General features: G+C 71.2%; 11 protein-coding genes. 6 read left to right on the top strand and 5 right to left on the bottom strand.

Annotated elements, in window-relative coordinates:
* Together GT354_RS13125 and GT354_RS13120 are read right to left on the bottom strand one after the other, a co-directional pair.
* Nucleotides 1-866, bottom strand: an 866-nt coding sequence (locus GT354_RS13125) for an aminotransferase class V-fold PLP-dependent enzyme (RefSeq protein ID WP_161356482.1), incomplete at its 3' end; no start/stop codon positions are given.
* Between the two features lie 76 nt (nucleotides 867-942).
* Nucleotides 943-1,428 carry a hypothetical protein gene (locus tag GT354_RS13120; RefSeq protein WP_161356481.1) on the bottom strand — a complete coding sequence of 162 codons (486 nt, stop codon included), beginning with the start codon at nucleotides 1,426-1,428 and terminating at the stop codon, nucleotides 943-945.
* Nucleotides 1,429-1,683: 255 nt separating this feature from the next.
* Here GT354_RS13120 and GT354_RS13115 point away from each other — a divergent pair, with 255 nt between their 5' ends.
* The 3 genes from GT354_RS13115 to GT354_RS13105 all read left to right on the top strand — a co-directional run bounded on the left by GT354_RS13115 (nucleotide 1,684) and on the right by GT354_RS13105 (nucleotide 6,734).
* The gene (locus tag GT354_RS13115; protein WP_237534724.1) at nucleotides 1,684-3,150 is read left to right on the top strand and encodes an MFS transporter; all 1,467 of its coding nucleotides are present in this window, start codon (nucleotides 1,684-1,686) and stop codon (nucleotides 3,148-3,150) included.
* 216 nt (nucleotides 3,151-3,366) lie between these two features.
* Entirely contained in the window at nucleotides 3,367-4,200 is an 834-nt protein-coding gene (locus GT354_RS13110; protein WP_161356480.1) for an ABC transporter ATP-binding protein, read from the top strand.
* Nucleotides 4,200-6,734, top strand: a complete 2,535-nt coding sequence (locus GT354_RS13105) for an ABC transporter permease (protein ID WP_202511837.1) — start codon at nucleotides 4,200-4,202, stop codon at nucleotides 6,732-6,734. The genes GT354_RS13110 and GT354_RS13105 overlap by 1 nt, the downstream gene beginning before the upstream one ends.
* A gap of 384 nt (nucleotides 6,735-7,118) precedes the next feature.
* Here the strand turns inward: GT354_RS13105 and GT354_RS13100 are convergent, their stop codons facing one another.
* The gene (locus GT354_RS13100; protein ID WP_161356479.1) at nucleotides 7,119-7,793 is read right to left on the bottom strand and encodes a response regulator transcription factor; all 675 of its coding nucleotides are present in this window, start codon (nucleotides 7,791-7,793) and stop codon (nucleotides 7,119-7,121) included.
* Entirely contained in the window at nucleotides 7,790-9,112 is a 1,323-nt protein-coding gene (locus tag GT354_RS13095) for a sensor histidine kinase (RefSeq protein WP_161356478.1), read from the bottom strand. Before GT354_RS13095 ends, GT354_RS13100 begins: the two co-directional genes overlap by 4 nt.
* A 479-nt stretch (nucleotides 9,113-9,591) precedes the next feature.
* Between GT354_RS13095 and GT354_RS13090 the strand changes: the two genes are divergently transcribed.
* The 3 genes from GT354_RS13090 to GT354_RS13080 all read left to right on the top strand — a co-directional run bounded on the left by GT354_RS13090 (nucleotide 9,592) and on the right by GT354_RS13080 (nucleotide 13,655).
* Nucleotides 9,592-10,203, top strand: coding sequence for a DUF2269 family protein (locus GT354_RS13090; protein WP_161356477.1), 612 nt, complete (start codon nucleotides 9,592-9,594; stop codon nucleotides 10,201-10,203).
* A 105-nt stretch (nucleotides 10,204-10,308) separates the two neighbouring features.
* Nucleotides 10,309-11,106 carry an ABC transporter ATP-binding protein gene (locus GT354_RS13085; protein WP_161356476.1) on the top strand — a complete coding sequence of 266 codons (798 nt, stop codon included), beginning with the start codon at nucleotides 10,309-10,311 and terminating at the stop codon, nucleotides 11,104-11,106.
* A 5-nt stretch (nucleotides 11,107-11,111) separates the two neighbouring features.
* Complete coding sequence (locus tag GT354_RS13080; protein ID WP_161356475.1) at nucleotides 11,112-13,655, top strand: FtsX-like permease family protein; 2,544 nt, start codon at nucleotides 11,112-11,114, stop codon at nucleotides 13,653-13,655.
* Nucleotides 13,656-13,951: 296 nt separating this feature from the next.
* On the opposite strand, the gene GT354_RS13075 is transcribed toward GT354_RS13080, so the two are convergent.
* On the bottom strand, nucleotides 13,952-17,389 hold a 3,438-nt coding region (locus GT354_RS13075; protein WP_161356474.1), incomplete at its 5' end, for an ABC transporter ATP-binding protein.

Raw genomic sequence — 17,389 nt, 5'->3', positions numbered from 1 at the left:
CCCAGGCCCGCCCGGAAGCGGTTGGCGAGGGCGAGGTCGTGCGCGTGGATGCGCTCGACGCCGATCGCCTCGATCACCTCCAGGGCGGGCGCCGCGCCCACCTGGCAGAACCAGGCCGGGGACGTGTCGAAGCGACGCGCCGTCGAGGTCAGCCGTAGTGGTGGGCCGTAATAGGACTCGGCGACGACCTCGCCCGCGTACCAGTTGGCGGCCAGCGGGACGGTGCGCTCCGCCAGTGCGGGGGCCACGTACCCGTACGCCGCGCCACGCGGGGCGAGCAGCCACTTGTACGCCCCGACCACGAGCAGGTCGTAGCGCGTCGCGTCGATCGGGAGCCACCCGCACGCCTGCGTGCCGTCGACCACCACGAGCGCGCCGTGCGCGCGGGCCGCGGCGACGATGTCGGCCTCCGGGGCGACCGAGCCGTCGGCGGACTGGACCAGGCTGAACGCCACTGCCGTGGTCCGCTCGTCGATCGCGTCCGCGAGCTTGTCCGGCGCCGCCGTCACGACCTCGACGCCGCGCGCCCGATGGACCAGCCACGGGAAGAGGTTCGAGGTGAACTCGATGTCGGGTACGACCACGCGCGAGCCCGCGGGCAAGGCCGCGGCGAACGGCGCGAGCAGGCCGGACACGGTCTGTCCCGACATCACGTTCGCGACGGGGGCACCGACGAGGCGGGCGAAGCTCGCCCGGGCGCGCTCCGCGTCCGCCTGCCACACCTCCATCTCGCCCCGACCGGCCCGCCACCGTTGCATCGCGTGGGTCAGCGCCGCGTACGCGGTTTCGGGTGGCAGGCCGTGGGTCGCGGTGTTCAACCAGCCGGGTTCCGCGTGCCACAGGGAGCGAGCTTCGTTCAGGTCCATGGGTTCGACCCTAGGAATCCGACCGGCCCACCGATAGGGCCAACCCGACTCGACTGGCCTGCTTGTCGTTCCGCTTTCAGGACCCTTCGCCCGGATTTCCGTCGGTTCGCGCGGCGAGCCAATCGGGCCACGGGACGGGGGGATTGGGCAGCGGTGTGATGTCGCGCTCGGCGCACAGGCGTTCGAAGCCGGCCCGGTCGGCGGGGACTGCGCGGGGGTCGCCGCACATCACCTCGTACAGGGTCGCGCCCTCGGGGCCGGCGATCAGCGGACCGAACGCGGCACCCTGTTCGAGCGTGATGTGCGTACCGGTGGGGCAGGGGCGGTCACCGATCAACACCTCGCCGTCGAGCACGAAGACATAGTGCTCGGACATGTGACCGTGCCGCTCCACCACGACGCCCGCGTCGTAGCGGGCGTAGATGACCAGTCGCTCGGGGGACCATTCCAGAAATTTCTCCCATACCGACGTGCGCCGGCCACCGTGCGACTGGGCCTTGACCTCGTGCCACGGGGTCTCGGAGATGTGGGTGATGCGCAGTTCCGGCTCTCGATCCGCCACGGGGTTGCCCTCCCAAGAAGTGACGATGCGTCAGATCGATCTTGGCATACGCGCCGGTCCGGGGCTTTGCCCTAGTTTTTGGTGATTATCTGATCGTGCGCACGAAATACTTACACGGAATTTACTCAGGGGACCCTTATGCGAGGGATCAACGGTTCGAATCGCGCCTAAGGTCGGTTGGTACACCCAACCATGAACCCTGTCTCAGGGCGTCGTGCGACCACGTCGATGCCTTGTACATGTAAGGAACCAGCCTTGAAGAGCGCGCAGCAGGCGCCGTCCGCCACTGTCCCGCCCGACTCCCCCGACCGCCCGACCGCGACGCCGCCCGCCGGCGTCTCACGCACCGGGTTCGTCCTGCTCGTCCTGATCATGGGTGCGCTGACCTACTCCCTGCTTCAGTCGATGCTGGCGCCGGCGCTGCCGCAGATCCAAAAGGAGATCGGCGCGACCGCGGACTCGACCGCGTGGCTCATGACGGGCTACCTCCTGTGCGCTTCCGTGACCACGCCCATTCTCGGGCGCCTCGGCGACATGTACGGCAAGAAGCGCCTGTTCGTGTTCACCATCGCGATGCTCGCGGTCGGCTCGCTGGTCTGCGCCTTGGCCGACTCGGTCGGACTGATGATCATCGGCCGTATCGTGCAGGGGTTCGGTGGCGCGGTCTTCCCGCTGTCCTTCGGCATCGTGCGTGACGAGTTCCCGCCGGAGAAGCGGGCCGGAGCGATCGGCCTGATGTCCGCGATCATGGGCATCGGCGGTGGCATCGGCATCGTGGTGACCGGTCCGATCATGGACCACCTCTCGTACCACTGGCTGTTCTGGATCCCGATGGTGGTGTGCGCGATCACCGCGGCCGGGTCGTGGTTCCTGATCCCCGAGTCGCCGGTCCGGGTCAAGACCAAGATCCATTGGCTCGGCGGGTTGCTGCTGTCACTGGGACTGGTCGGCATCCTGCTCGCGCTCAGCAAGGGCGAGGCGTGGGGTTGGGGTTCGGCGAACACGCTCGGGCTGTTCGCCCTCGGCCTCGTGAGCCTCGCGCTGTGGGTGTTCGCCGAGTCGCGTGCCGCCGAACCGCTCGTGGACATGCGCGTCATGCGCATGCGCGGCGTGTGGGCCACCAACCTCGGCGGCCTGCTCGTCGGCTTCTCGATGATGGCCGGCATGCTCCTCGTTCCGCGCTTCCTCCAGATGCCCGAGAGCACCGGATACGGCTTCGGCACGTCCGTGACCGTTTCCGGTCTGTACGTGCTGCCGCAGGCGTTCGCGATGCTGCTCATCGGGCCGATGGCCGGTGTCATCGACAAGCGCTTCGGCTCCAAGCTCGCGATGGTCGCCGGATGTGTGCTGATGGCCGCCGGGTTCGCGTTCCTCGCGTTCGCCCACACGCGCGGCTGGCACATTCTGGTGGCGATGTTCGTGTTCGGCATCGGTATCGGGCTCGCGATGTCCGCGATGGCCAACCTCATCGTCGGTTCGGTGCCGATCGAGCAGACCGGCATCGCGACCGGCATCAACACCATCGCGCGCACCGTCGGCATGTCGTGCGCGAGCGCGATCTCCACGACGCTGCTCACCGCCAACCCCGGCGCCGACGGCCTGCCCGCCGAACGCGGCTTCGTGCTGACGTTCGTCTTCGCGGCGGCCGCGGCCCTCGTCGCGCTCGGCGTCACCTTCGTGGTGCCCAGCCGGCCCAAGCCGGGCGCACACCCGGTCCGCTGAGCCCATTCACCCCGTACTCGGGTGCCGTCCGGTACCCGCGTACGGGGTGTTGCGTTTTCGCCCCGTACCCCGGTACCGGGGACGAGCCCGGCCCCCGGTCGGAGGTGGGGTTGCCCCCACCTCCGACCCGCCTGTTCGCACGATCGTGCCGGACCCCTTCCGCTCCGTAGCGTCGTACCCGTCGATCACACGGGTTCACGAGGCACTGGAGGCAGCATGTTCGGGCGAGGCGGTCGCGAGGCGCGACGGGCGAAGCGGGCCCCGTCGGAGTCGACCCGGCACGGGGCGCCCACGTCCGTCGACTGCGCCGTGCGCCTCGACGGCGTCACCAAGAGCTACGGGCGCGGCGCTGCGGCGGTGCACGCACTGCGCGGCATCGACCTGGCGATCCCCCGGGGCACGTTCACCGCGGTGATGGGCCCCTCCGGGTCCGGCAAGAGCACCTTCCTGCACTGCGCGGCCGGCCTGGACGCGCCCGACCGCGGACAAGTGCTGCTCGGCACCGACGACCTGACCACGATGAAGGAAAACGAGCTCACCCGGCTGCGGCGGACCCGCCTGGGCTTCGTCTTCCAGGCGTTCAACCTGCTGCCGTCGCTGACGGTGGAGAAGAACGTCCTGCTCCCGCTGCGGCTCGCCGGGCAGCGCCCCGACCGCCGCCGAGCCGCCGAGGTGCTCGCCATGGTGGGCCTCGATTCCCAGGGCAGGCGCCGGCCCGCGCAGTTGTCCGGCGGGCAGCAGCAGCGCGTGGCGATCGCCCGCGCCTTGGTCACCCGCCCCGATGTGCTCTTCGCGGACGAGCCGACCGGCGCCTTGGACACCACCACGGCGGCCGAGGTGCTCGGCCTGCTGCGGCGCGCGGTGGACGCCGGCGGCGCGACCGTGGTGATGGTCACGCACGACCCGGTCGCCGCGTCCTATGCGGACCGGGTGGTGTTCCTCGCGGCGGGCAGTCTCGCGGGTGAGCTGTACCGGCCCACGCCCGAGGCGATCGCGGCCCGGATGGTCGACCTTTCCCGGACGACGACGCGGCAGGAGGCGGCGGCCTGATGTCGCTCCTTCGACCGAACGGGCTCGCACGCGATTCGGTGCGTTTTCGGCCCGTGTCCTTCGCGGGCTCGTTCGTGGCCCTGTTCTTCGCCGCGATGCTGGTCACGATGTGTGGCGTCTTCTTGGAGAGCGGCGTCCGCGCGCACACCTCCCCCGAGCGCTACGCGGACACGTCGGTGCTGGTCACGGGCCGGGACTCGGTCAGCAAGAAGTTCAAGTCGGGGGAGGACACGACCACCGACAAGCAGTCGCTGCCCGAGCGCTCGTGGCTCGACGCGAAGCTGGCGGAGCGCGTCGCGGCGGTGCCCGGCGTGGGCACGGTGATCCCCGATGTGACCTTCCCCGGCCGCAGCGAGCGCGCGGCGTTCGACGGCCACGGCTGGTCGTCGGCCCGCCTGGCCGGTACGAACGGCGGCGTCGCGCCCAAGGCCGGCGAGGCCGTGCTGACCACGGACGCGGCGCGCGGGGCAACGGTCGGCTCCCAGGTGCGGGTGACCACGCCTTCGGGCGAGATCGCCTTGCGGGTGTCGGCGGTGGTGCCCGGGGACGGGGCGCGCCTGTACGTCGCGGACGCGGAAGCGCAGCGGCTTGCCGGGCACCCCGGCATGGTCACCGCGATCGGGGTCGTCCCCGCGGTGGGAGCCGACCCGGCCAAGGTGGCCGCAGACGTCAAGGCCGCGCTGGACGGGACCGGCGTGAAGGTGTCGACCGGCGACGCCCGGGGCGAGGCCGAGTTCGGCGCGTTCGCCGAGACCAAGGAAATGCTGGAAGGGATCGGCGGCAGCCTGGGCGGGATCGTGCTCATGCTGGCGATCTTCGTGGTCGCGGGCGCCACCGCGCTGTCCGTACACCAGCGGCGGCGCGACGTCGCGCTGCTGCGAGCGGTGGGCGCCACGCCCTGGCAGATCCGCCGGATGATCGCGACCGAGACCGGCTTGGTGGCCTTGGCCGCGGGCGTGGCCGGAATGCTGCCGGGGGCGCTGCTCGCGCGGTGGTGGTTCGGCGCGATGCGCGATCGCGGGATGATCGCGCACGGCGTCACGGTGTCCGTCGGGTGGATCCCGATGCTGGTCGCGGTCGGCTCGGGGGTGCTCACCGCGCTGTTGGCAGGGTTGCTCGCGGCGCGACGCAGTGCCAAGATCCGACCGACCGAGGCGCTGGGTGACGCCGCGACCGAGCGGGCCTTTGTGGGGTGGATCCGGCTCCTGCTGGGGATCGGCGCCGTCGCCGGGGCGATCATGTTCAGCCGGCAGGCGCTCAACAGCACCGGTGACGACGCGGTGGAGTCCAGCGGCGGCGTGATCATGCTGTTCATGGTCGCGATCGGACTGCTCGGACCGTTGCTCGCGCACCTGCTGGTATCGGTGTTCGGGTGGGTCGGGAGCCTGTTCGGCACGACCGGGCAGCTCGCGTTCGACAATGCGCGGGCGAACTCGCGGCGACTGGCGTCCGCGATCACGCCGATCGCCTTGTCGGTCGCGTTCGCCGCGACGTTGAGTTTCATGTTCGCGGGCGAGGACCACCAAGTGGAGCAGCAGTCGCGGGACGCGGTCACGGCGGACCGGGTGCTGACCGGCCCGGGGTTCGCGCCGCAGACGACGGCCGAGGTGGCCGCGACACCCGGTGTGGCTTCGGTGACGTCGGTGCTGAACTCGTCCGTGGTGGTCTCGCGGGGCTCCCTGTTGCTGAAGCAGTCCGTGCAGGGCGTGGCCGGCACGACGCGGGATCTGGCCTCGGTGCTCGACCTGGGCGTGACCGAGGGCAACACCGACGCGCTGCGGGCCGGTGCGGTACAGCCTCCCGGCGGGGCGGTCGCGTTGGACAAGCAGACCGCGCAGGCACTGCACGCCGAGGTGGGCGAGCCGGTATCGCTGTGGCTGGGCGACGGCACGCCGGTCGAGCCGGTCGTGGTCGCGATCTACGAGCGTGGGCTCGGTACCGCGACGATGACGATGCCGAGGGCGGCGCTGGAGCCGCACGTGGACGCCGCCTTCGACTCGCGGCTGCTGGTTCGCTTCGAGGACGGCGCGGACGCGGCGGCCACGGACGCGGCCCTGACGAAGCTGACGCAGCGTCATCCGGGGGCCGAGGTGGCGGACCGCTCGGGCTACGCGGCGCAGGTGGACCAGGATCGCGAGTCGAACAAGTGGATCAACTACATCATGTTGCTCATCCTCGCGGGCTTCGCGACGATCGCCGCGATCAACACGATGGCGGTCACCACGGCCGCGCGGCTGCGGGAACTCGGACTGATGCGGATGATCGGCAGCACGCGGGCCCAGGTCAACTCGGTGATCCGTCGCGAGGCGCTCATGGTCGGCGGGATCGGCTTGGGCATGGGCATGGCGGTGGCCATGGCGACGCTGGTCCCCTACAGCAAGGGCGCCTTCGGGACCACGACGCCCTACATTCCGATCCCGCTGTGCGTGGGAATCTGCGTCGCCGCGCTGTTGCTGGCGCCGCTGACGGTGGCGCCGGTGACGCGGCGGTTGCTGCGGATGTCGCCGCTGGACGCGGTGGGCGGGCGCGAGTGAGGTAGGTGGACCGCGCGTGACGCCGAGCGCGAAGGCGGCGGCGCGAGGGTGGTGGCGCGAGGGTGGTGGCGGGATGGGCCGCGGCGAGCGGGTGGGCCGCGGCGGTGCGGGATGCGCCGGTCGTGCGAGGGGTACGGGCTCGGCCTGTACGGTTCGCGCGGCCGGTGTTCGCGTGGGGCGGGGATGGGGTGTGGCGCTGAGCCGCATGGCGTGGCGCGGCTCGGGTGGTGTGTGGTGTGGCGCCGGGGGCTTCGGGGTTCGGGTCTCGCGTTCGCGGTGCTTGTCCGGGCGGGGTGCACCGGCGCAGGCCCGGACGGTCGGCCGCCCACCGGTCGGATGGCTCGCCGGTTACGCCGAGCGGATGCGGGTCGGCCGGTGGCGGGGTCAGGGGGTGGTGTGGCCCGGGGTCACCAGTGCGGTTTCGTAGGCGAAGACCACGAGTTGGGCTCGGTCTCGGACCGAGAGTTTGGTCATCGCCCGACTGACGTGCGTCTTCGCGGTCAACGGGCTCAGGACCAGATGTGCCGCGATCTCGTCGTTGGACAGCCCGCGGCCGACCAGGGCCACGATCTCACGCTCACGCTCGGTGAGCAGGGCGAGTTCGGCGTCGGGCGGGGTCGAGCGGCGGGTCGCGGTCGCGGCGTACTCCTCGATCAGCCGCCGGGTGACATTGGGTGAGAGCAGCGCGTCGCCGGCCGCCACCACCCTTACTCCGCGCAGGAGTTCGGCCGGTTCGGTGTCTTTGACCAGGAAGCCGCTCGCGCCGTTGCGCAGGGCTTCGAACACGTACTCGTCGAGATCGAACGTGGTCAGTATGACCACCCGGACATCGACCAGCGCGCCGTCGGCCGCGATCACGCGGGCCGCCTCCAGACCGTCCGTGCCCGGCATGCGGATGTCCATCAGCACGACGTCGGGCCGCAGTTCGCGAGTGAGCCGGACGGCCTCCGCACCGTCGCCCGCCTCGCCCACGACCTCCATGTCCGGCTGCGCGGACAGCAGCGCGCGAAATCCCGCGCGGACCAACGCCTGGTCGTCCGCCAGCACCAACCTGATCATGCGTCCCCCTTCGCGAGTGGCACCGTCGCCGGATCGGCGGCCGGTGTTCCCGCGCCATCATGCCCGTTCGGTTCGTCCCCGTAGGGAAGGTGGGCCTGTACGTGGAAGCCGCGACCGGGAACCGGGCCCGCGATGCACTGCCCGCCCAGCGCGGCGGCCCGTTGCCGCATCCCGTGCAGGCCGTTGCCTCCTGATGTCAGAGCGTCGGGCGGGGAGGCCCACCGGTCGGCTCCGGCGGATCGGCCGTTGTCGCGGATCGCGATGTCCAACCCCCGGTCGCCGTAGTCGATCCGCACGACCGCCTCACCGGCCCCCGCGTGCCGCAGCGTGTTCGTCAGGGCCTCCTGCACGATGCGATACGCCGCGAGGTCCACCGCTGCCGCGAGCGGCCGCGCGTGCCCCGAGCGCTCCACTCGGATGGACAGGCCACCCGCGGAGGTACGGGCCACGAGGTCGTCGACGTGGGCGAGTCCGGCCGTGGGCGAGCGCGGCGCACCGTCGGGGCCCGAGCGATCCACCGTGTCGCCCTTGAGGATGTTCAACACCGACCGCAGCTCGCCGAGCGCCTCGCGACTCGCGTACTTGACCGCGGTCAGTGCCTCGCGGGCCTGCTCCGGGGACGAGTCCATCAACTCCAGGCCCACGGAAGCCTGTACGTTCATCAACGAGATGTGGTGCGCCAGTACGTCGTGCAACTCGCGCGCGATCCGCAGCCGCTCGTCGCCCGCCCGACGCCGCTCCGCCTCGGCGAGACCGAGCGACTGCACCCGGGCCCGCTGCGCCTCCGCCGCCCGGTAGGCCCGGCGCAGGCGGACGACCTCGCCCATGCCCGCGAGCACGAACAACCACGCCGCGAGGCCGAACGCCGGCGCGAGGGCGGGCAGCGACCGGGAGTTCACGGTGGGGGAGACCCACACGAAACCGACGTAGCCGAACGTGAGCACGACATACGCCAGTCGGCGCAGTCCGGCGGCGAAGGCGCCGAACAACGCGACGATCATCGCGAGGTAGAGCGGGCCGCGCGGATAATCGAGCATCGTGTAGGTCAGCGCCGAGGCGACCGCGGTGAGCAGCACCGCCGCGGGGTAGCGCCGGCGCAGCACCAGGGCCAGCGGGCCGAGCGCCAGCAGCGCGACGCCGAGCGCGTCCAAGTGCCGCGACTCGTCCTGGTGACCCGCCGCGAACGCCATCGTGCCCAACGTGAACGCGCACACCACCAGCGCGATGACGACGTCGCGCACCGCCGGAGGAACGGGACCGGCGGTGCGCGCGAGCCAATGCGCCGCGCGCTGCGCCGGTCGCGCCGAGAGCCACTTCATGCGATCAACGGTAGGCGCATCGACGGCCCCGGCGCGTCGGCTGCCGGGGGGCCGGTCACCTGCTTCCGGGGGAGCAGATCACGCCCGTGTGTCTGCTTCCCCGGGAGCAGAAACACGCCGGTCACCGGCGATGGCGACCTGCGCCGGCAGCACGTCGACTGCATCCCGGGGCCGGACGCCGGCCGGGCCGGAAAACGCGAGAGTTGAACCCGTCGGCACGGCCCCGCAACGGACTCGGTTCCACAGCGGTGCCCCTACCGGTCTCGCACCGGTCCTGCGTCGCCTCGCGGCGGTCTCGGGACCCGCGAGCCCCCGACGCCCGCTCCTCGTACGGCTGTTCCCGTCCTACCCGGTCCGCGCTGTTCGGACCGGCTCCGTTTCCCCCCGTTGGTTCCTCTGGTCCTTTCGTATTGGTTCCTTCGGCTTTCGCTCCTTCCGTTTTCGCTCCCTCGTTTTCGTTCGCTGCCCCGGAGGCCACCGTGAATTCGTCCCCGACGCCGAGAGTCCGTCGCTTCTCGCGTTCCGTTCGAAGGGCCGTCAACTCCGGGCACGTGGTCTTCGCGGTCGGCCTCCTGGGGGCCGAGTGGGCCATGTTGCTCACGAGTGTGGTCGCCCGGTCCACGGACGATCCGACGCTTCGACACAGCGGCTATCGCCTCATGCAGGTGTTCGCGCTCGGCGGTGGCATCCCGTTCAGCGTGCTGTCGCTGATATCGGGCGTGCTGCTGTGTCTGTACACGCCGTGGGGGCTGTGGAAGCACCTGTGGATCAAGGTCAAGATCGTGCTGTTGCTGGCCGTGATCGTCACCGGCGTCGGCGTCGTCAGCCAGTTCGTGCATCGACTGATGTCCGCGTCCGCACCCGGTGGCGACGCGGACGCGCTGCCCGCGCTCCAGACCTGGCACCTCGCGGCCGTGATCTTCCAGATCCTGGCGCTGATCGTGGCCACCGCACTGTCCGTCTTCAAGCCCGCCGGCAAGGGCGCTCGCCGCTCCCGGACGCCCGTCAAGCCCCGGACCCGCGACGCCGAAGCGTCGAGCGACCGTACGGGCACCCCGCGTCGGCAGCCCGAAAGCGCCGACTCGCGCTGATCAGGGCCCGAGCCGTGCGCACATTCGTTCAGCCGTCCGTTCGTTCGTCCGGCCATTCCCTTGCCCGTTCAGCCATCCGTTTTCCGACTCCTCTCAAGGATCGTCATGAACACGAGCACCGACCCGACCGACCCCACCGGCTCTTGTGACCGCCACGCGGCCCGCACCGTGTCCGTATCGCGCGTGCACGGTGACGGGGACACCACCGTGCGAGCCCTGGACGACGTCACGATCGGCTTCCCTCGGGGGAGGTTCACCGCGGTGATGGGTCCGTCGGGTTCCGGCAAGTCGACCCTGCTGCACTGCCTCGCCGGTCTCGACGACGTCACCGGGGGAGAGGTCTATCTCGGGGACACCGAACTCGGCTCGCTGACGGACCGCCAACTCACCCGGCTGCGCCGCGATCGCATCGGCTTCGTCTTCCAGGCCTTCAACCTGCTCCCGACCATGACAGCACTGGAGAACATCGTGCTGCCCGCGTCCCTCGCGGGGCGTCGCCCCGACCTGGGCTGGCTCGATCGGGTCGTCGGCGCGGTCGACTTGGCGGACCGTCTGCACCACCGGCCGGGCGAGATGTCCGGCGGCCAGCAGCAGCGCGTCGCGGTGGCGCGGGCGTTGGTCGGTCGGCCGGAGATCGTGATGGCCGACGAACCGACCGGCAACCTCGACTCGCGCTCCGGCGCCGAGGTGCTCGCGCTGTTGCGCGACGCGGTCGACGAACTCGACCAGACCGTTTTGATGGTCACCCACGACCCGGTCGCGGCGGGCTACGCGGACGCCGTGGTGTTCTTGGCCGACGGGCGGATCGCGGACCACATGGCAAACCCGACGCCCGAGCGCGTGCTCGACCGGATGAAGGCGTTCGACCGAGTGGCCGCCGGTGCCGGCGCCCGAGGGGAATGACGACGATGTTGATCCGTCTTTCACTCGCCAACCTGTGGGCCCGCAAGCGCCGGTTGGTGGGCCTTGTCCTGGCCGTCCTGCTCGGCACGGCGTTTCTCTCCGGCGCGCTCGTGCTCGCCGACACGATGAGTTCCTCGATCGGCGGACTGATCCGCGACAGCGGGGCCGGCACGGACGTCGTCGTGCGCAACGCGACCGACGTCGCCGACGACCCGGGCTCCCAGCGCGGCGGCATCGACGCGTCGCTCGTGGACCGGGTGCGAGCGGTGCCGGGCGTCGCGAACGCGGAGCCGATCGTCCAAGGCTACGGACAGGTCGTCGGCAAGGACGGCAAGGCCCTGACCGGCAACGGCCCGCGCGTGGCCGGCAACTGGGTCCCGGACCCGGCGCTCACGCCGTATCGGCTCGCCGACGGCCGCGCGCCCACCACGGCCGACGAGGTGGTGATCGATCGCGCCACCGCCAAGCAGGGGCACCTCAAGGGCGGCGACAGGATCACCGTGCTGACTCCGGGGCCGGTCTCCGCCACCGTCGTCGGCATCGCCACCTTCGGCGACCAGGACGCGTTCGGCGGCGGTTCGTTCACCGCGTTCGACCTGGACGGCGCGCGGCAGCACGTGTTGCGCGACCCGGGTCGAATCAGCACGATCGCGGTGCGGGCGGCCGACGGCACCGACCAGCGGGAACTGGCCACGCGCATCCAGCAGGCGCTGCCCGCCGGCACTCAGGCCCTGCCGGGTGCCCAGGCCACCGGCGAGGCGGTGGACGCCGTCGAGGACGGCTTCCTGAGCATCTTCCGCACGTTCCTGACGGTCTTCGCGGCGATCGCGCTCGTGGTCGCGGCCTTCTCGATCAACCACACGTTCTCGGTGGTGGCCGCACAGCGCACCCGAGAGGTGGCGCTCATGCGGGCTCTGGGCGCCGGTCGAGGCCAAGTGCTGCGCCAAGCGCTGATCGAGGCGCTCGTGATCGGCGTGCTCGCGTCGGCGATCGGGCTCGCAATGGGGCTGGGGCTCGCGGCCGGGCTCAAGGAACTGTTCGCCGGGCTCGGGTTCGAACTGCCCACCCGTGGGCTGACGTTCAAGGCGTCCACGGCCTATACCGTGCTGCCCGTCGGCATCCTGGTGACCGCGTTCGCCGCCCTCGTGCCGGCCGTGCGGGGATCGAGGGTCGCCCCGATCACCGCGCTGCGCGGTAGCGGCGCGGAGGCCGTCGTGCTGCCGCGTCGACGGCTGGTCACCGGCGCCGTGTTGCTCGCGGCCGGAATCGCGATCGGCGTCGTCGGCGGCGGGATGATCGGGATGGCGATCGCGGCCGCGACGGTGCTCTCCGGAGTGCTGCTCGTCGCCCCGGCCGCGATCCGGGCCCTCGGCGGGCCGCTGACCGCGCCACTGGCCCGGCTGCGGGGCGCGCCGGGCGCGTTGGCTCGCGGCAATCTGCTGCGCAGTCCGCGGCGGACGGCGGGCGCCGCGACGGCGATGGTGCTCGGCATCGCCGTGGTCACGGTCTTCTCGGTATTCGCCGCGTCGCTCAAGGAGGGCTCCGGCGAACAGACCCGCAAGGTGATCGCGGGGCAGATCGTGATCGGCGGCTCGTCTCCGGGCGGCTGGGCCGGTGGCGGCCACAGCCCCGAACTCACCAGCCGAGCCGCCGCGTTGCCCGGAGTCGAAACCGCGACCGGAATCCGCAGCGCGAGCGCGCTCGTGGACGGACACGGCAAGCAGCTGCTCGCGGTCGAATCCGCGCACCTGGATCGGCTGTTCGACCTCGACGTCACCTCGGGAGCGGTCACCGCTCTCGGCGCGAACGGCATCGCGATATCCGCCGACGCGGCGAAGGATGAGGACCTGACGCTCGGTTCGTCCACCGAGATCACTTTCCCCGACGGTGTTAAGCAGGCGTTCACGGTGACCGGACTGTACGACCGGACCGCCGTGGTCGGCGACTACCTGATCGACCGTCAGGCGTGGGAGCCGCACGCGGACACCGCGCTGGACGCGGCCGCTGTGTTGCGGCTGAGGCCCGGTGCGTCCACGGGGACGGTCAAGGCCGCGGTGGAGCGGCTGGCCGAGGAGTACGGTGCGCCGCCGGTGCGCGATCGTGAGGGATTCGTGGCCGCGCGTGCCGAGATGTTGCAGACGCTCGTGGCGGTGGTGTATGTACTGCTCGCGCTCGCTCTGGTGATCGCGCTCGGCGGCATCGCCAACACCTTGTCGTTGGCGGCCCACGAACGCACGCGTGAGCTGGGGCTGTTGCGGGCGATCGGTGCGGCGCGGTCGCAGGTGCGGGCGGCGCTTCGCTGGGAGTCGACACTCACTGCGGTGCTCGGGGCCGGTACCGGGCTTGTGGTCGGCCTGTTCCTGGGCTGGGTGGCGATCCGGGCGATCGGCGGGGGCAACACGGGGGCCGCTGCCTTGCCGTTCGCGGTACCGGTCGGGCAAATCGCGATCCTCATCACGGTGGGCGCCCTCGGTGGCTTGCTCGCGGGTGCGCGTCCCGCGGCCAAGGCGGCGAAGCTCCCCGTCCTGCGGGCGCTTGCGACCGAATAGGTCACCTCTTCGCCCTGACGGCTCGGCCGTCCTCAGTCGCCGGACGGGCTGGGGACGGTCGTCGTCGGCGGCCACGCCTTTTGCCGTGGGGGTGATGGGTCGGTGGTCCTCAAGCGCCGGACGGGCTGATGGGGCTTTGGTGTGGGTGGCTCGCCGCGTTGTGGCCCGGGCCCGGGGCGGTGGTCCTCAAGCGCCGGACGGGCTTGGGTTGGTCGGTTTGGGTGGCGTGGTGTCGGTTCGGTCGTTTTCGAGTGCGGGGCGGGCTGGGGGTTGCTCGGCTTCGGGCCTTGGTGGGGTCAGGCGGCTTGTTCCTCGTCGCCGGTGAAGGCTGCCCACAAGGAGGTGTATTCGCCGTTGAGGGACAGGAGTTCGTCGTGGGTGCCGACCTCGACGATGCGGCCGCGGTCGACCACCGCGATGCGGTCCGCGCGGGCGGCCGTGGTGAGGCGGTGGGCCACGACCAAGGTGGTGCGGCGGCCGGTGAGGGCATCGGTGGCTCGGGTCACGGCGGCCTCGGTCGCCAGGTCCAGCGCCGCGGTGGCCTCGTCGAGCAGGAGGATGTCCGGGTCGACGAGATAGGCCCGCGCCAGCGCGATCAGCTGGCGCTGCCCGGCCGAGAGGTTGCGGCCCCGCTCGCCGACATCGTGGAGGTAGCCGCCCGTCAGGTCGGCCACGGCCGCATGCGCGCCGACCGCGCGCGCCGCCGCCTCGACCTCGGCATCCGATGCGTCGGGGCGGCCGTACGCGATCGCGTCGCGCACCGAGCCCGGTGCGAGATACGCCTCCTGCGGCACGATCCCGAGCCGGTGCCGGTAGGCCGCGAGGTCGTAGTCGCGCACGTCGACCCCGTCCACCAGGACGGCCCCCGACGTCACGTCGTAGAACCGGGCCACCAGCTTGACCAGCGTCGACTTGCCCGCCCCGGTCTGCCCCACGAGCGCCACCGTCTCACCCGGCGCGATATGCAGCGTGATCCCGGACAGCACCTGGGGCGCCCCCGCCACCGCGCCGGCCGTCGCCGCGTCCTCCGACGCCTCGACCGCTTCCGCGGCCTCCGTCTCGTCCACGCCCGCGAACGGGGCCGCGTTGTACGCGAACCGCACGTCCTCGAAGCTGATCGCCCCCTTGAGCCCGCTCGCGGGCACCGGCACCGGCGTGGCCGAGTCCGGTGTCGTGGTCGGCGTGCGCAGCAGATCGCGGATTCGGCGCAGACCCACCGCCGCCTGCTGATAGCCGTCGAACACCTGCGAGAGCTGCTGGATCGGCGAGAAGAACATGTCGATGTAGAGCAGATACGCGATCAACGCCCCCGCCGACAACGTCCCGCCGCCCACCCGATGCGCGCCCACGATCAGCGCGATGCCGGCCGCGAGGTTGGACAGGAACTGGCCGAACGGGAAGTACAACGAGATGTATCGCTGCGCCCGCAGGCGCGATGCGCGGTAGTCGTCGCTGCGCTCGGCGAACCGCTGCGAGTTGCGGCCTTCGCGCCGGAACGCCTGCGACACCCGCAGGCCCGCCACGTTCTCCTGAAGGTCCGCGTTGACCACGCTGACCTTCTCGCGCGCCTCGGTGTACGCCTTCGAGGACCGCGACCGGAACACCACCGTCGCCGCGATCAGGAACGGCAGCACGCTCATCACGATCAGCCCGAGCTCCCAGTCGAGCACGAGCAGCGCGACCATGATCCCGAAGAACGTCAACACGCTCACCACGGCGCTGATCAACCCGGTCTGCAGGAACGTCGACAGCGCGTCCACGTCGGTGGTCATCCGGGTCATGATTCGCCCGGACAACTCGCGTTCGTAATAGTCCAATCCCAGTCGTTGCAGGTGCGCGAAGGTCTTGACGCGCAACGTGTACAACAGCCGCTCGCCGATTCGGCCCGCGACCATCGCCTGCGCGACGTTGACGAACCAGTCCGCGAACACGATCACCACCGCGATCAGCGACACCGTCATGATCGCGTGCGTCGCCCGGTCGTCGATGCCGCGGTCGATCCCGTCCCGGATCAGCGCCGGCAGCGCGAGCTGGGCCCCGGTGTCGAGGATCACCAGGAGCAGCCCGAGCAAAAGCGCCCACCGAAACGGTCGCAGCAGCGAACGCAGGTTGAACGCCGAGTCCGAGCGCCGGGCCGCCGCTTCGTCCACGCTCGGGGTGTCCGTGGCCGGCGGCAGCTTGTCGACCTGCGCGAGCAACTCGGGCGTGGCCTGGAGCATCGCGGCCCAACCGCCGGGCCCACCGCGGGCGACACCGCCGGAGTCCGTTGCGATCACCGTGCGCTCGGACTCCTTGGACCGGTCCCACAACTCGCTCGTCACTCCCGACGCGGGCGCCGGCAGTACGTGCCGAACCGGCGCGGTGGTGGTGTCACCGGCCAACCCCTCGGCGTCGTCGCCCGGCCCGGAGAGCAGCAGCCGATACAGCGGGCAGCGCGCGGTGAGTTCCTCGTGCGTGCCCACGTCGACCAGCCGGCCCGCGTCCAACACCGCGATCCGGTCGGCCAGTTGCAGCGTCGAGCGGCGGTGCGCGACCAGGATGGTGGTCCGCCCGGCCATCACCTTGTGCAGCGTCGCGTGGATCTCCGCCTCGATCTTGGGGTCCACCGCCGACGTCGCGTCGTCGAGGAGCAGGATCCGCGGATCGGTGAGCAACGCGCGGGCCAGCGCGACGCGTTGGCGCTGACCACCCGACAGGGTCAGCCCCTGCTCGCCGACCACCGTGTCGTAGCCGCCGGGCAGTTCGCCGATGAACTCGTCGGCCTCGGCCGCGCGTGCCGCCTCGAGCACCTGCTCGTCGGTGGCGTCGGGTCGGCCGTACGCGATGTTGGCCCGCACGGTGTCCGAGAACAGGAAACTGTCCTCCATGACCAGGCCGATCGAAGCGCGCAACGAGTCGAACGTAAGGTCGCGCACATCCGTCCCGTCGACCAGGATCGCGCCCGCCTGCACGTCGTAGAACCGCGGCAGCAGCATCGACACCGTCGACTTGCCCGAACCCGACGTGCCCACCAACGCGAGCGTCTCGCCGGGCTCGACTCGCAGCGACAGCCCGTCGAGCACCGGCCTGGACGCGACGTAGCCGAACCGCACGTCGGCCAACTCGACCGAGGCGGCCCGCGCGGGCAACTCCTGCGCGTCGGGTTTCTCGGTCACGATCGGCTGGGAGTCGATCACCTCGAAGATCCGCTCGACACTCGCGCGCGCCTGCTGACCGAAGGTCAGCAGGCCGGACAGCATCCGTACCGGTCCCACCAACTGCCCCAGGTAGGTGGAGAACGCGAGGAACGTGCCGAGGGTGATCTCGCCGCGAACGGCCAACCAGCCGCCGAGCGCGAGCACGCCGACCTGCCCGACCGCGGGAATCGCCGCCAGGGTGGGCGTGTACCGGCTGTTCAACCGCACCGAGCGCAGCCGGGAGGCGTAGAGCTTGCGCCCTGCCTCCTCCAGCCGGGTCAGCTCGGTCTCCTCCTGCCCGAAGCCCTTGACCACGCGCACGCCGGTCACCGCGTTGTCCACCACACCGGCGAGCGCCGCCGCGTCCTGCTGGGCCTGCCAGGTTGCCGGAAACAGCCGCTTGCGGGAGAGGTAGGCGACCGCGAACAGGCCCGGGCCCACCGCGAGCGAGATCAGGGTCAGCAGCGGCGACAACCAGAACATGACCCCCAGCGAGATGACGAACAGCAACACGTTGCCGGTCATCATCGGGATCAACGCCATGAAACCCTGGACCAT

The sequence above is a fragment of the Streptomyces sp. SID3343 genome, from assembly GCF_009865215.1.
Taxonomy (GTDB): domain Bacteria; phylum Actinomycetota; class Actinomycetes; order Streptomycetales; family Streptomycetaceae; genus Embleya.
Note: the sequence above shows the minus strand (reverse complement) of the source record. Positions and strands in the feature narration are given on the sequence as shown.

Bases quoted from the DNA above. Each gene is read 5' to 3' on its own strand.
- GT354_RS13110 (WP_161356480.1), top strand. From the start codon at position 3,367: ATGTTCGGGCGAGGCGGTCGCGAGGCGCGACGGGCGAAGCGGGCCCCG.
- GT354_RS13105 (WP_202511837.1), top strand. From the start codon at position 4,200: ATGTCGCTCCTTCGACCGAACGGGCTCGCACGCGATTCGGTGCGTTTT.
- GT354_RS13100 (WP_161356479.1), bottom strand. From the start codon at position 7,793: ATGATCAGGTTGGTGCTGGCGGACGACCAGGCGTTGGTCCGCGCGGGA.
- GT354_RS13095 (WP_161356478.1), bottom strand. From the start codon at position 9,112: ATGAAGTGGCTCTCGGCGCGACCGGCGCAGCGCGCGGCGCATTGGCTC.
- GT354_RS13085 (WP_161356476.1), top strand. From the start codon at position 10,309: ATGAACACGAGCACCGACCCGACCGACCCCACCGGCTCTTGTGACCGC.
- GT354_RS13080 (WP_161356475.1), top strand. From the start codon at position 11,112: ATGTTGATCCGTCTTTCACTCGCCAACCTGTGGGCCCGCAAGCGCCGG.